This window comes from Gaetbulibacter sp. PBL-D1, assembly GCF_050509525.1.
In the GTDB taxonomy this organism is placed as follows: domain Bacteria; phylum Bacteroidota; class Bacteroidia; order Flavobacteriales; family Flavobacteriaceae; genus Gaetbulibacter_B; species Gaetbulibacter_B jejuensis.
Window position 1 is genome coordinate 1 of sequence record NZ_JBNWKB010000009.1, and the last position, 17,468, is coordinate 17,468.

A 17,468-nucleotide genomic window follows, 5' to 3' on the forward strand; every position below is an offset into this window, starting at 1 on the left:
GTTACTTGGACTGTAACTGATTTAGCAGGAAATAGTAGTCAATGCACTCAAATTGTAACTGTAAATGATGTAACACCTCCTACGATTACTTGTCCTGGAGATATTACTGTAAATGCTGATACTGGACTTTGTACTGCTAGTGGTGTAAACTTAGGCACTCCAACAGTAGATGATAACTGTGGTGTTGGTTACAGTAATGATGCGCCTGCTATTTTCCCTCTAGGTCAAACGATAGTAACTTGGACAGCTACTGACGGATACAGTAATTCAACAACATGTACTCAAATTGTAACTGTAGTTGACAATGAAGCACCAAATGTAATATGTCAAAGTTTAAGTTTACAGTTAAACCCAACAACAGGTTTAGCAACAATTACTGCTAATGATATAGACAACGGTTCAACAGACAATTGCTCTATTTCAAATATGACATTGTCGCAAACTACTTTTGATTGTAATGACATTGGAACAAACACAGTAACATTAACAGTAACTGATGGTTCAGGAAACTCTGATTCTTGTACTGCAATGGTAACCATAACTGATGCTGCTCAAGGCGCTTCAGTTTCTATAAGTGCAAACAACAACCCTGTTTGTGCTGGTGAAGCAGTGACTTTTACTGCTACACCTGTTAATGGTGGAGCAACTCCATCGTATGAATGGTTTGTTAATGGTGGTTCCGTTGGGAACAATAGTAATACTTTTACTACAAGTACACTTACCAACAATGATCAAGTATCTGTTGAAATGACTTCAAGTGTTTCGGTATGTGCTACAGCAGTGAGTAGTAATACAATTACTATGACTGTTAACCCACTTTTACCTGTAACCTTCAACTTAAACGCATCGGCTAATCCTGCTTGTAATGGAGATAATTTAACCTTTTTTGTTACAGGTTTAACAAATGGAGGCTCTAACCCTTCTTATCAATGGTATGTTAATAGTAACCCTGTTGGAACAAATACCAACTCTTACAGTTCCTCAGCCATTAATAATGGAGATATCATCTCAGTTTCTGTGACATCAAACGCTACTTGCGCTACTCCTATACCTGCTACTGAAAGTTTAACAATGACTGTAACACCTGATGCTACAATTTCATTAACTTCAGCTAATAACAATCAAACAATTTGTAATGGAGATAGTTTAGTAAATATTACATATAATATTGCTAATGCTACTGGAGCAACAATCACAGGAATCCCTACAGGTATCAGTGGATCTTACAATAGTGGTGTTTTTACAATTAGTGGTACTCCCAGTCAAATAGGAACATTTAACTATACTGTAACCCCAATTGGTTGCGGTGGAAATACTGCTACAGGAACAATTACTGTTGGTCCTGATGCTACTATAACTTTATTATCTGGTTCAGAAAATCAAGGTATTTGCAATGACAATAGTGACTCTGTAAATCTTCAATTTCAATTAAATTCTGGAGCTACAGGAGCAACTTTAACAAGTACACCTGCTTTACCTGCTGGAATTACTGGGTCTTATAATGGTGCTACAGGGATATACACAATAAGCGGAACTACTACACAAGCAGGTATTTATAATTACACGGTTTCAACCATTGGTTGTGGAGCTGGAGACTCTACATCAGGAATCATTACTGTATATAATGGTGTTCCTCTAATTCCAAGCAGTATAACAGGTCCTTCGTCATTTATATGCCCAGTAACCGAAGCGATATATTCTGTGCCTCTAGATCCTAATGTTGAAACATACAACTGGACTGTTTCTGGCGGATTTACTATTGAATCAGGACAAGGCACTAATGAAGTTACTCTTTCCGTAAATGGTTTTGCTTTTTTAGAAACCATAACTGTTACTGCTACAAATGCATGTGGCACGTCATCTAGCCTAAGTGAAACTGTACTCTTTAATTTTACTGTAAGTGATATTGATGCAGGTCCAGACATCTATGTGTGTTATGGAACCTCACAAGTAACTATGAATGGTGATGCTGGAGGTTTAGATTATGATGAATGGACTTGGGATGACAATGGTGCAGGCGGAAGCTTTTCCACAGAATATGTCGGACAAGATTGCACACGGTATTTTTATCATCCAAGTTGTGGTTTTTTCTGTACAGTATGTACTGATGTCTATGATTTTTCAGAAACTAGTACCTATACAATTCCTGCTTCAGCTCAACCTGGAGATGTTATTACTATATCCTTGATAGCTGATAATTGGCCTTGGTGTTCACCTCTAGAAAGTACAATGCAAATTCATATAATAGAAAACCCTGATGCTACAATATCTTCTTCAGATGTTACACTTTGTCAAGGAGATTCAACTACTATTACTTTTACAGGTACTCCTAATTCAGAAATTAGATATAATGATGGTTCAGGAAACACATGGCTACCTTTAGGTCCAAGTGGGTCTACAACTATTACTGTTTCACCTACCACTACCACTACATATAGCTTAAATAGAGTACGATACAATCCTGCAACTTATCCTGGAGGTGGAAATAATTGTGCTTTAGCATTAAATGAAACAGTTACTGTAAATATTAATGAACCTGCTACTATTACCGCTCCTAACGACATCACTATTTGTGAAGGAGAAACCGTTAACCTTTCTTCAACCACTTATTCAGGAACAAACGCTGTAGTAACATGGACAACTTCTGGGTCAGGTAACTTCTCTGGTAACACATATACACCAAGTGCTGGTGATATCTTTAATGGTTCGGTAACTCTTACAGCAACAAACACACCTAGTGATGGAATATGTCCTAGCGATAGCGATACTATGGTAGTTACAATAAATCCTTTAGCTACAGTGTATGCTGGTGTTGATCAAACGATATGTGAAGGAGAGTCTGTGACATTATCTTCAGCTTCTTATGGAGGAAGTGCTACTTCTGCTTCATGGAGTACAGCAGGTGATGGTGGCTTTGTTGGTAACATATATACTCCTGGAACTTCTGACATAACAAACGGAAGTGTAGTGCTTACCCATACAACAAATAATCCTAGTGGACCTTGTGGTTCAGCAAGTGACACTGTAACTATAACGATTAATCAAGCGGCTACTGTTAATGCTGGAAACGATGTAACCATTTGTGAAGGAGATGTTGTAAACTTATCTTCTGCTAACTATGGAGGAAGTGCTACTTCAGCTACTTGGAGCACATCAGGAACTGGTAACTTCTCATCTGGAATCTACACTCCAAGTGCTGCTGATATAACTAATGGCTCAGTTACTTTAACTTATACGACAAACAATCCTGCAGGACCATGTGGTGTAGCAGTAGATTCAAAAGTTGTTACTATCAACCCATTACCTGTAGTTGATGCAGGTACTAACCAAGCCATTTGTGAAACAAGTGGTAGCATTAACCTTAACGCAACCTTAGGAGGAAGCACAACTGCCACTTGGTCTTCGTCTGGTGATGGAACTTTCAATAACAACAATCCTAATGCTATTTATACGTTAGGAGCTAATGATATTACTAATGGCAGTGTAACATTGACTTATACAACAAATTCAGCCATGGCTCCTTGTAGTAACACATCTGACTCTGTTACCTATACCATAGTTCCATTTACAACAGCATCAGCATCTATTGCGGTTCCTGCTACTGGATGTACTGCTCAAATTACTTTATCAGGAAACGGTTCTGGTCAATGGTCAGCAACTTCAAGTACTGGACATAGTTTTAGTTTTTCTAACGTAAATGACCCTAATGCTACATTTATAGGTGAAAGTGGTGGCACTTACAGTATTACATGGACTATTACAAATCCTTCTCCTTGTGGTAATTCACAAGCCACTTTGGCTAATATTAGTTTCCCTAACTGTGGTAATAATATTGATTTTGATGGTATTGATGATACAGTTTCATTCAATGATAATTTTGATCTTAACGGTCCTTTCAGTATAGAAATTTGGGTAAAACCAAATGCACTTGGAACCATCAAGACTATTTATTCTAAAAGGAATGCGCTTAACTTAAGTACTGGTTTTGATTTAAGATTAGTAAATAATACACTATCGTTTAGATGGAATGGTGGCGGACAAGTTTCTGCAACTGGATTAACCACTAACAGATGGTATCATACAGCTGTTACATTTGATGGTTCAACATATAGGCTTTATGTAGATGGTGTAGAAATAAACAGTAACACAGGTGGTGCTCCTAATGCAAACAACAGAAGATTTTTATTAGGCGCAATGGACAGAAACACTAACATGCCAACTAACCATTTTAACGGTTGGTTAGATGAATTACGTATTTGGAATACAGCACTTACAGCTACCCAAATTCGTGAAATGATGAATCAAGAAATTGAGCAAAATGGTGCAAATGTTAGAGGTTCTGTTTTAGGTTTAGATATTGCTGGATTAACTTGGGCAAATCTTGATGCTTATTATCAAATGAATCAAGCCTTTGATGTTACTGGAGGGCTATTAAATGCAAACCTTGGCGGAATTAATGGTAATTTATTGAACATAAACTCAACGCAGCAAGAAACTTCTCCTCTTCCTTATGTAAGTAATCAAAACGGAACTTGGAACAATCAAAACACATGGTTAAATGGTACTGTACAACAAGTTCCTAACACCAATGGTATTAATGGAACTTCAGTAAACTGGAATATTGTAAGAACTCAGCATGATGTAACGTCAGGAAATAGAGCAACTACTGTTTTAGGTTTACTTGTTGACGCTAACAGATATAGCATTACCAATGACCAACAGCTAAACGTTAGCAAATATTTAAAAATTGATGGTGTACTGGATTTAGTTGGTGAGTCTCAGTTATTACAACCGAATAATAGTATTGTTGACTATACAGGCATTGGACGATTAGAACGTGATCAAGAAGGAACAAGTAACCTATACAATTATAATTATTGGGGAAGCCCTGTAAGTACATTAGGCGCTAGTAACTCTAGAACGTATGCTATTGGAAGTATTCTTTACGATGGCAACAATCCTGTGAGTTGGACTACAGGCTATGATGCTAATGGAGCAACTAACCCTGTTACATTAAGTAGCAATTGGTTATATAATTTCCTAAATGGTGCTATCAATGATTACAGCTCTTGGATATCTATTAATCCCACATCCAATGTAAATGTAGGACTTGGATTTACCTTAAAAGGTAGTGGAGCTGCAACACCAAATCAAACTTACACCTTTAGAGGACAACCAAACAATGGTACTATTACTCACTCAATAAGTGGATTAAATCTTGCTTTAGTTGGTAACCCTTATCCTTCAGCAATAGATGCAAATACTTTTATTGATGATAATGGACCTCTTGGAAGCAGTACATTATTAGATGGCGCACTTATATTTTGGGAGCAAGCTCCATCTAACAACTCGCATTACTTATCTGAATATGAAGGAGTTTACGCATACTACACTAAATTAGGTGGTGTACCATCTGTAACACCTCCTGAAATTAATGGCTCAGGTAATACAGGAAAAATACCACAAAGATATGTACCAGTTGGTCAAGGTTTCTTTGTACTAGCTGATGCTGATGGTGGTACTATTACTTTTAATAACTCTCAGCGTACTTTTGTTAAAGAAACAAGTGGAGCTTCTGTATTTATGAGGTCAAACGGACTTAATTTAAACTCTGAAAACAGTGAAAGTGAAGCATACAATGATGGTATTAAACGCTTAAGATTAAAAGTAACAACCTCTGAAAATGCTGGTAGACATTTATTGTTAGGTTTTACTCCTAATAATGAAGCTACTGATGGTGTTGACTATGGATATGATGCGCAAAATAGAGATCAACTAACCAATGATGCTTCTTGGAGTATAGAAGATAACAATTATATTATTCAAGGTGTTGGCGAGTTTGATGAACTAAACACATATCCTCTTAATATCCATCTAAGCGATCAAGGAAATGTAAGCATCTCATTAACTGATTTAGAAAATTTTGATGAAGACATTGATGTTTTTGTATATGACAGTACTGAAGATAGTTATACTCAAATCAACTACAGTAACTTTAACATTAACCTTGAAGCAGGTGATTATAATGGTAGGTTTAATATTGTATTTGTCGAAGACAATTCACTATCAGTAATTGATACTCAACTTAAAGATATTACTGTAAATTATTTACATAACTCTAATGAGTTATACATTAAAACACCTTCGTCAATCAATGCTAAGCAAATTTATATGATAAATATTGCTGGACAGGTTGTAAAATCATGGAATATGACTAACCTTCCTCTTTCTGATGAACTAAGAATTCCTGTAAAGAACATTTCTGAAGGAAACTATGTAGTAAAAATTGAAACAAATACTAGTTCATACAGTAAAAAAGTTATTGTTAAGTACTAGTTAAAGCACCAAATTTTTAAGTTATTCAAAAAGAGCAAGATATCTTGCTCTTTTTTTATTTTCATGTATTTCGTCGATTTTTTGTGCGTTTAATAGATAAAACTGATTATTTCTTATATATTAGCCTGCAACTAAACATATTATGTTCATTTAACCCCAAATCAAATGAATAAAACTACCTACTTAACACTGCTTGTGTTATTACTAAGCATTGCTGTATTTGCTAATACCAATAGCCAAAACACTAGCAACCAAGAAACTCAATCTAGCACTATACAACGTGTTAGAGTAGACTTTATCACTCCATTAGGTTATACCAGACACCTTTTATTAGGTTTTACTTCTGATAATTCAGCTACTGATGATGTTGATTACGGTTATGATGCCTTAAACATTGAAAACCTTCCCGATGATTTAAGTTGGAGAATTAATGATCAAAACTATATCATTCAAGGTGTAGGCGAGTTTGATATTTCAAAACAATATCCGCTAGGGATGTTTTTGAGCAACTCAGGCGAAGTCCAAATTGCATTGAATTCTCTAGAGAATTTTGAAACCGAAATAGACGTGTATGTATATGATTCCTATTTAAATACCTTTACCTCAATTAATGATAGCAACTATATAAACTCACTTTACAGTGGAGAATACTTAAACAGGTATCATATAACTTTCACCAACGACCTCTCTTTAATCAACTTTGCCAATAGCTCAGCACAATTATCTATTGATGAGTTTGGGTTAGAATCTGCTAGTATTAGATACATAAAAAACACTTCTCAAATTAATGTTGATACACAAAACTCAACCACAATTAACTCATTAAAAGTTTATAGTATTAATGGTCAACTACTTTTTGAAAAGCAAAACATTTTCTCTTCTAGCTTTAAAACTACAATTAACAATATACAATCTAGTACAGTAATTGTACAGATTGAAAACAACAATAAAGCATCTCTTAGTAAACTATTATTGGTGCATTAAAACGTAATCGAAATACTACGAATTAATTAAAAAATTACACTTTATCGGATTTTTTTGCATTTTATGGATGTTTTTTAAAAATTAATTATATATTAGCGCCCTAATAATTCATTAAACACTTAAAACTGATGAAAAAGACTACCCTTCTACTTGTAACGCTACTTTGTTTAGCATGCATAAATGCCAAAGCGCAAACTAGCTTAGAAAAAGCCGAACAATATTTAGATTCGAAAAAAGAAGTTTATTTTGATTTTAAAATAGAAGATGTTTCTGAACTTCAAGAGTTCACAGATAAATTATCTATACTTAATTATGACCCTTCTACTAAAACAGTTTATGCTTGGGCTAATACACAACAATTCAACTTATTTTTAGAAAGAAACCTTAGTTTCAATGTAAACGCAGTAGACAATGAAGCCTATGGTATAGTTATGAGTAATCAGGTAAATACTGTAAACTCGACTGAAGGTTCATACCCATTAACTTTTCCTTTAACTTATTACCCAACTTACGCAGACTATGAAGCTCAAATGTATGCGTTTGCTACAATGCATCCTGATATTTGTGAATTAGTTGATATTGGCGGAACCACTGAAGGTGTAGGTGGTGGAGACAAGCGCTTACTATTTATTAAACTATCTGACAACATCGCTACTGAAGAAGCTGAGCCAAAATTAATGTACACCTCCTCAATGCATGGTGATGAGATTACTGGTTATCCTTTAATGTTAGATTTAATTGATTATTTTATAACTGCTTATAAAACACCATCACACCCAGATAATGCTAGAATTACAAGTCTTATCAATAACTCTGAAATATGGATAAATCCAATGGCAAATCCAGATGGAACATATTACAATAGTGCTTCTAACACATCAGTTGTAAATTCACGTCGAGCAAACGCTAATAATGTGGACTTAAATAGAAACTATCCAGATAATGTTGCAGGAGCTCATCCTGATGGAGAAGAATATCAAATTGAAACCCAACATTTTTTAGCTTTAGCAGAAGATAATCATTTTGTGCTTTCAGCTAATTTTCATGGTGGAACCGAAGTTGTTAACTATCCTTTTGACAATACGCATACAGATCATGCTGATAGCGATTGGTTTTTCTTAGTAAGTAAAGAGTACGCTGTAAACTGTCAAAACAATAGTCCTTCTGGATATATGGACGCTACATATAGCAACTATCAATGGCCAGGAGTTACAGAAGGTGCTGATTGGTATCAAGTATATGGTGGTCGTCAAGATTACATGAACTTTTACAAACAGTGTAAAGAAGTAACTATTGAGCTTTCAAATACTAAAGTGATACCTGCATCACAATTAGATGATCACTGGGATTATAACCGTGAAGCTTTAATTGAATATTTAATACAAGGAACTTACGGTTTTCAAGGATTTGTAAAAGACGCTGTGTCTAATAACCCAGTAGAAGCAACAGTTACACTAGTTGGTCACGATGCTGTAGGCTCGCACACAATAAGTAGCGCTCCTTTTGGAGATTATTATAGACCTGTTAAATCTGGAACTTACGACATCTTGTTTGAAGCTCCATGTTACCAATCTTTTACACTAACAAATCAAACAATTTCTGATTATCAAACTTTAGTACTGTCTGATATTCTTTTAACTCCGTTAACAGCATCAGCTCCTACTGGTTTAACAACTACAGGAACAGACTCAAGCTCAACTAATGCATCTTGGACAGCTTCAACTGCTGATGATTTTGACATTAGATATAGAGTAGTTGGTGCCTCTTCATGGATTGAAGTTACAAGTGTTACAAACCCATATCAAATAAGTGGTTTAGACCCTGAAACAACTTATGAGTTTCAAGTTCGCTCTTATTGTGGATCTAATAATACAAGTTATTCTACTTCTCAACAATTCTCTACAACAGGTGTTAACTATTGTGATGCAGAAGGTGAAAGTGTTGGAGATGAATACATTAGTAATGTCACCCTAAATAGTAGCAGTAATAACACTCAATCAACCACATCTTCAGGGTATTCAGATTTAACAAGCACAGTTTTTACATTAGATTTAAATTCTTCTGGAAACAATATTAGTGTTACCAAATATTGGACAGGTACTCAATACAGAGAAGCCGTATCAGTATGGATTGACTTTAACCATAATGGCACCTTTGAATCGTCTGAAAAAATAATGGAAAGTTCCTCTTCTTACACTACACCTGTAAGTACAACCTTTTCAGTACCTAATGCACCTGATGCTAAATTAGGTACAACAAGAATGCGTGTTATAATGAAGTTTTATAATAGTACAGGAAATACAGCTGACGACCCATGTGAAACATTTAGCTACGGAGAAGTTGAGGATTATACTATTGATATTATAGATTCAACTTTAAACACAAATACATTTAATGAAAACAATGTGTTGATTTACCCAAACCCATTCAACAGCAATATTTCAATAAAATTGAATAACATAAACACAAATATAAATCTTAATGTTTATGATGTTAGCGGACGCTCAGTATTAGATTTAAGAGACTTAACTCCTACAAATAATGAAATAAATTTAACCAATTTAAATTCATTATCTAGCGGAACGTACTTTTTAAAAATAACTGACAGTGAAACAAATACGTCGTTCGTTAAGCGATTAGTAAAGCAATAATATATTAAAACCCTCAAAAAAAGACTGCAAACAATTATGCTTGCAGTCTTTTTAAAAAACTACATATCAGTAAATTACAATTAACAAATGCACTTTATCGATTTTTTTTGCATTTCATGGAGTGTTTTTATATGTTTGTATTGCTTTTAATTAATTAGTTAGTCCCAAACTAAAATTTAACCGCTTATGAAAAATTATACTTTCACAGTATGTAAGTACCTTATAATATTATGTGTACTTTTAGTTTCGACTATTACTTTTTCTCAAACAACGATATATTCAGAAAATTTTCAATCTGGTTTTGGAGGCTGGAGTCAAAACTCTACTGGATCAGGTACAGGACAATGGCGCCAAGGAACCGATTCACCATCCAATGGAGGTGCTACCGGAAACTATTTATATTCAAGACGCTATTCTTCTTATTACAATAACAATACTTTCATTATCGCCACAAGCCCAACAATCGATCTAAATGGCTATACTAATATTACCTTAAATCTAGATATTTGGTATGAAACAGAAGCCGCATGGGATGGTATGAAAATAGAATACTCCCTTAATAACGGTAGTTCATGGAATGATTTAGGTAGTGTAGCAAATTCCAACTGGTATAATGACACTGATGTGAACGCATTTAACAATAATGAAGATGGTTGGTCTGGAGATAGCAATGGTTGGAGAAACAGAAGCTTAAATCTATCTGCTGAAAACCCAAATTTTGAAACCAGTACTCAAGTACGATTTAGAGTTTTATTTGCATCTGATGGTTATTATACTGACAGAGGAGTTGCTTTTGATGAAATAGTGATTGAAGGAGATTTAGCTACTCCTCAACCAGAAATAAACTTGGTCGGAAATGGGAATACCATCAATAATAATGACACAACTCCTTCAGCTACTGATGACACTGATTTTGGTTCTGAATTTGTATCTGTAGGATCTAATGCAAATACATTTACCATTCAAAACATAGGATCAGCAACTTTAAATTTAACAGACCCTTCTCCTTATATTTCAATTTCCGGATTACATCCTGGAGATTTTGCGCTCACTGCAAATCCTTCAGGTTCAATTTCTGCAGGAGGTAACACAACATTTACAATCACATTTTCTCCTAGTGCTGCAGGCTTAAGAACAGCAATAGTAACTATAGCAAATAACGATAGCGACGAAAACCCATATACTTTTAATATTCAAGGTAATGGGTACACTACTGCTCCAGAAATAAACATACAAGGAAACGGAACAACAATAGTGAGTGGAGACACTACTCCATCTCCTTCTGATAATACTAATTTTGGTAATACTAATGTTACAGGAGGAACTATTATAAAAACATTTACGATACAAAACAATGGAAATTTACTAGACTTAAACCTTACAGGCAGTTCTCCTTACGTATTAATTGGAGGTACCAATGCTAGTGATTTTACAGTAACCTCTATACCTTCTAATACAATAGGTTCTAGTAGCAGTACCACTTTTGATATTACTTTTGACCCAAGTGCAGTAGGTACACGTACAGCTACAGTTACCATAGCTAACAATGATAGTGACGAAAACCCTTACACCTTCAACATTGAAGGATCTGGTTCTACAGCTCCAGGAGGTGTTACTAGCGATTTAGAGTTATGGCTTAAAGGAAATGACGGATTAGGCTATACAGATGGACAAAGTGTTAGTTTATGGATTGACCAAAGTAAAGATAACGATGCTACAGTAAACACGCCAGGTCAAGAACCTACGTATTATGATAACCCTTACAGAAATGTAAATTTCAACCCAGTAGTAGAGTTTGACAATACATTTTCATCTTTTAATTTAGATTCTGACTTTTCATACGACAATACCAACACGCAATTTTTAGAAGGTGATGGTGGTCTATACACCCAAGATATGTTTGTAGTTTTAATTCCTGATGACACACAAATAAATGACTCCTTTGGTTTTATGGACACTTTTTGTGGAGATGCTGATACTGGCACAAATGAAACTGATGCAACTGGTATAGGTATGGGTGATTATACTGGTCGTGTTGATAATGAAAGTATTTGTTTTGCTTTGGGAACCTACTCTACTAGTGAAACTGGGGATGGTTACGCCGTTTACGACCAAAATACTTCATATGATAACGTAGGAATTATTAACGCAAGAAACAATACAGCTGTAACACAACAAGAGCTTTATTACAATGCCAACAACATAGAATATGCACAAAACGATGTTGTTGAGTTTTTAAATGTAAGCGACTCAAAATATTGGATTGGGCGTAGTGAAGGCTGGGAAGCCACATTGAATGCAAGAGTATGTGAAATCATCACTTTCTCATCTAGAAAAGACGATGCAAACTTAACACAAGAACGAAACCGTATTCAATCTTATTTAGCTATTAAATATGGTATCACGCTTGGTGTTAATGGTACATCTCATGATTACGTAGACAGTGACGGAACTGTAATTTGGGATGTCAATACAGGAACACCTAGTGAAGACGTGTTTAATTATGACATAGCAGGAATTGGGCGTGACGATGCTTCAGATTTATTACAAAAACAATCTAGAAGTGTTAACAATGATTTAGATGGAGGAACCAGAGGTCAAGGTGTTGTTACAATGGGTATATCTAGCATATATGACACAAATAACTTAAACCCTGACACTCAATTACAAGACAAACAATTTTTGATTTGGGGAAATGATGGTGCTGATTTAGATGATCCAGCTGTAATTGTTGATGTTAACATGAGCTCTAGCATAACTCCAGGTTTATCAACTTGGGTACAATTTAACGGAATAGCAAGAACTTGGAAAGTTGTAGAAAGAGGTGGAGACATTCCTTCTGTTGAAGTCGCAATACTAAGAAGTGCTGTTAGAACAGCTACTCCTCCAGATGGTCGTTATTTAATGTTTATTTCTGACACACCTAATTTTGACCCAACAGCAGATTATAGAGTAATGACTGAAGACGTTAACGAAATTGGCGAGCCAATTGTAAAAGCTAATTATGATTTTGATGGCACTAAATACATTACTTTTGGTTGGGCTCCTGAAAGAGTTTACACCAGATCAGTTTACTTTAACGGAAGTACAGACTACATAGACATGGAAGACGCTGTAGACCTTAATTCTTCTGAATTTACAATATCTGCATGGATAAACAGAGAATCTGGATCAAACAATACATCAATTCTTTCTAAAAGAAATGAACCATTTACTGAAGGTTATGATTTTAAAATATCAAGTTCAGGAAGGTTAAATGTTATATGGGAAAATGGAGGATCAACACAGCAACTTTCATCCACCCAACCAATTCCAGAAGATGAATGGCATCATGTTGCCATTATTTATGGATCTGGTACTGCAACACTATATATTGATGGAGTAAGGGATTCTTCCTTTAGTAGAACTGCTCCAACACCTACAACACAATCATTCTATATTGGAGCTGCAAACAAAAATACTCCTACAGCTTTCTTTAGAGGTAATATTGATGAAGTTAGAATATGGGATGTAGCACTTACCGAAGACCAGTTACGATTTGTAATGAATCAAGAAATAGAAAACAACTCTAGTTTTGTTGGAGGGTCTTACTTTATTAGTCGAGGAATTACTCCTACCAAAAACGATATTGGTACAGTGCCATGGTCTAGCTTAGCTGCCTACTACCCAATGACTAGATATACGTACACAAATACTAAGGATGAATCTGGTAATGGTAATCAAGGTGCATTAAGACATCTAAGAACTGTAGATAGACAAACAGCTCCACTTCCTTATATATCTAATAACAATGGAAGCTGGGACACTAATAACACATGGTTAAATGGATCATTACAATATGCTCCTGGTTCAGTTTCAGCAATGGATAATACCCAAACTATCGATTGGAATATTGTAGAAACTTCTCACAATATAACTATGGATAACAGCTCTCTTCCTTCAGGAAAAAGCAACAACAGATTATTATTAGGTCTTTTTGTTGATAACAATGAACTGACTGTAACAGGAAACAACGCAACACATACAGGAAATGGTGTAACTGTAACGCATTATTTATCTATAGGAAATGGTCAACCAAATGCTAAAATTGACCTTGAAGGTGAGTCGCAATTAATACAAACTATAGATAGTGACCTTGATGTACAAAGTGAAGGTACTTTAGAACGCGACCAACAGGGAACAGCTGATACCTTTACATACAATTACTGGTCATCTCCTGTTGGAAATGGAAGCTCAGTTACAAACAATAATAGCTATACTGTATCAGATGTTATGTACAACGATAATGGCGCAAACCCAATAGTCTTTACTTCTTCAGGATATGATGGATCTAACACCTCACCTGCAGTAACAATTGCTGATTATTGGATTTGGAAATTTGCTAGTCAAGCTTCAGGAGATTATTCATCGTGGCAGCATATACGTCAATCTGGTAACTTATTAGCTGGCGAAGGATTTACTATGAAAGGACCTGGTTCTGGTTCAATATTAACCGACCAAAACTATACGTTCTTAGGAAAACCTAACAATGGAGATATTGGGTTTAGTGGCACAAACGACCTAGACCTAGCGGTTAACAACGACTACTTAGTTGGTAACCCTTACCCTTCTGCCATTGACGCAGTTCAGTTTATTAACGATAATGGCTCAACAATTACAGGAACATTATACTTCTGGGAACATTGGGGAGGAGGTTCTCACGTACTATCTGAATACCAAGGTGGCTATGCTACTTTAAACCTTTCAGGTGGCTTACCAGCTTCTTCTTACGGAACAAACGATCCTGATGTTGGTACTGGTGGTACTCCTGTAAAACGTCCAGGACGATATATTCCTGTAAGTCAAGGATTCTTCGTATCAGCTGATGCTGGTGGAAAAATCAATTTCAATAACGGTCAACGTATTTACCGAATTGAAGACGGAACTTACGATGGAGAAAGTGGGTCACAATCAGTATTTGTGAGACAATCAAGTCCATCTGATAGCGACTATGATACAACAACTAATTCTGTTGGCGGCTCTGACGACAGATTAAAACTAAGACTTGGGCTTAACTCTGTTAATACCATTAGAAGACAGCTGTTACTTACAATTGATGAAAACGCAACTTTAGATATTGATTGGGGTTACGATGGAAAGATAAATGAAACCCAAATTGATGATATGTTCTGGATGATTGAAGGCGAAAAATATCTTATACAAGGTAGTAATGAAGCTAACGAAGACACAGTATATCCATTAGGTATAAAGGTTGAAACTGATGGTATGAACACCATTACTATTGATGCGTTACAAAACGCTCCAGAAGACTTAACAGTTTACATTCACAACAAGATAACAGACGCTTATCATAACTTAAGCGAAGGCGATTTTAATTTTTATTTAGATGCTGGAGAACATCTAGACACTTATGAAATAACCTTTAGTGCAGAAGACTCTGCATTGGGTGTTGAAGACAATGAATTGAATCTAGTAGATGTTTATTATGATAACACTTCCAAAAACATTGTTTTACTAAACCCTGGATTACTAGAAGTTAAACATATGGAAATGCTAAACATTTTAGGGCAATCTATTACAACAATTGACAATATAACTCAGAGCAACAATTCTGAGTATGAAGTTAAGAACTTAAGTACAGGAACTTATATTATTAAAATTCATACTGTGAGCGGTTCAGTATCAAAGAAAGTTTTAGTTAAATAATTTCTCCCAAATCTTTAAAATCTTAACTAAATAAAAAGCCCTGATTTCTCAGGGCTTTTTTTATTGTAAAGTAGTAATTAAATCTTCAAGCGATAGCTGCTGCTGTTCGCCATTAGTCATATTTTTAAGTGTAAATGTATTGCTACTCATTTCAGACTCACCAACAAGCACAACATAAGGTACTGCTCTTTTGTTGGCATAGTTCATTTGTTTTTTCATTTTAGCAGCATCAGGATACAACTCTGCATTAATACCATGAGCTCTTAATGCTTTTATTGCTTTTAAACAGGTTAACGCTTCAGCTTCTCCAAAATTAATACAAAGCACTTTTATACTTTCTGATATAGTTTCAGGAAATAAATTAAGTTCTTCAAGTACCAGATAAATTCTATCTAAACCAAAACTAATCCCTACTCCACTCACATCTTTAAGTCCAAATATTCCGGTAAGGTCGTCGTATCTTCCTCCTCCACCAATAGAACCCATCTTTACACCTTCTGGAGCTGACACTTCAAAAATAGCTCCTGTGTAATAGTTAAGTCCTCTTGCTAAAGTAACGTCTAATTGCAAGTTGGCAGTTTGTAATTTTAATTCTGAAATTGCTGTATTGATAAACTCCAGTTCTTCAATACCTTTTTTACCTTCTTCAGAAACCGAAAGAATAGCTTTTAGTGCTTCAATTTGTTCTGAGAAATCACCTTGTAATTCAAAAAGCGGTTGTAGTTTTTCAATACCTTCTTTAGAAATGCCTTTACTAAGCATTTCCTCTTTTACCTTCTCCTCTCCTATTTTATCAAGTTTATCTAAAGCTACCGTAAAGTCAATGAGTTTATCTTGCGCACCAATAACCTCTGCAATACCTGAAAGTATTTTACGGTTATTGATTTTTATAGTCACTCCTTCTAGCTTTAAAGCCGAAAATACTGCATCGTACAATTGTACAAACTCCACTTCTTGCCAAAGAGACTGCGATCCAACAACATCAGCATCGCATTGGTAAAACTCTCTAAAACGTCCTTTTTGCGGTCTATCTGCTCTCCAAACTGGTTGCATTTGGTAACGCTTAAACGGAAAGTCAATTTCGTTTTGGTGTTGCACTACATAACGTGCAAATGGCACTGTAAGGTCATAACGAAGGGCTTTTTCCGTTATATAATTACCTACATATTTATTTCCTAATTGAAAATAAAAGTCTGCAAAAATGATATTTGTTAATTCGGGGAACTTTAAATTCTCATCATAATACAATTTTTCTCGCAACACATTAGACTTAAGCACTATATTATATATTCTAAATACTATATCTTCTGAAAGTGTATTTAGATTAATAAGCCTTTCGTCAAACTTAATATTCGTAATTGATCTAAGAGCAATTGGAAACTCTTTTAAAAAATTCGACCTGAAACCATCAAAATCAAATTCATCATTATCAACTTCATCTATTGACTTTCTTAAATTAACTAGAGCTGTTTGAATTGATTTAATTAAGTTTTCATTAAAATCTCTTAAAAAATCCCCTGAATTCAAAATCTTAAAAATCAATCGGTCTCCTTCATCTCCATATTTACCCATTAAGGTCTCAGAGTTTTCAAAACTTGGTGTTTCAATAGGTTGAAACCCGAAGTGCTGAAACTGTGCTTTTATAGTGTCAAAAATATAATTGCGTTTTGCTACCTCTATTGGGTTAAAATCTCTTGTGCCTTTTGGTATACTAGGTTTTTGTGCCATGTTAACTTTCTGCGAAAGCAGAAATCTTTTTTAGTGAAACTTATTTAAAGTGCTCTTAGGTCT

General features: G+C 35.1%; 5 protein-coding genes. 4 read left to right on the forward strand and 1 reads right to left on the reverse strand.

Annotated elements, in window-relative coordinates; genetic code table 11:
• The 4 genes from ACQ0RB_RS09010 to ACQ0RB_RS09025 all read left to right on the forward strand — a co-directional run.
• Positions 1-6,336, forward strand: a 6,336-nt coding sequence (locus ACQ0RB_RS09010) for a LamG-like jellyroll fold domain-containing protein (protein WP_430497967.1), incomplete at its 5' end; no start/stop codon positions are given.
• A gap of 165 nt (positions 6,337-6,501) precedes the next feature.
• Positions 6,502-7,320, forward strand: coding sequence for a hypothetical protein (locus ACQ0RB_RS09015; protein WP_430497969.1), 819 nt, complete (start codon positions 6,502-6,504; stop codon positions 7,318-7,320).
• Positions 7,321-7,448: 128 nt separating this feature from the next.
• On the forward strand, positions 7,449-9,971 hold the full coding sequence (locus tag ACQ0RB_RS09020; protein WP_430497970.1) for a M14 family zinc carboxypeptidase: 2,523 nt from the start codon (positions 7,449-7,451) through the stop codon (positions 9,969-9,971).
• 186 nt (positions 9,972-10,157) lie between these two features.
• Positions 10,158-15,677 (forward strand): choice-of-anchor D domain-containing protein, encoded by a 5,520-nt coding sequence (locus tag ACQ0RB_RS09025; RefSeq protein WP_430497971.1) that lies wholly within the window; start codon positions 10,158-10,160, stop codon positions 15,675-15,677.
• Positions 15,678-15,737: 60 nt separating this feature from the next.
• Here ACQ0RB_RS09025 and hisS read toward each other — a convergent pair whose 3' ends face one another.
• Positions 15,738-17,405, reverse strand: a complete 1,668-nt coding sequence (gene hisS, locus ACQ0RB_RS09030; RefSeq protein WP_430497973.1) for a histidine--tRNA ligase — start codon at positions 17,403-17,405, stop codon at positions 15,738-15,740.
• Between the last annotated feature and the right edge of the window lie 63 nt (positions 17,406-17,468).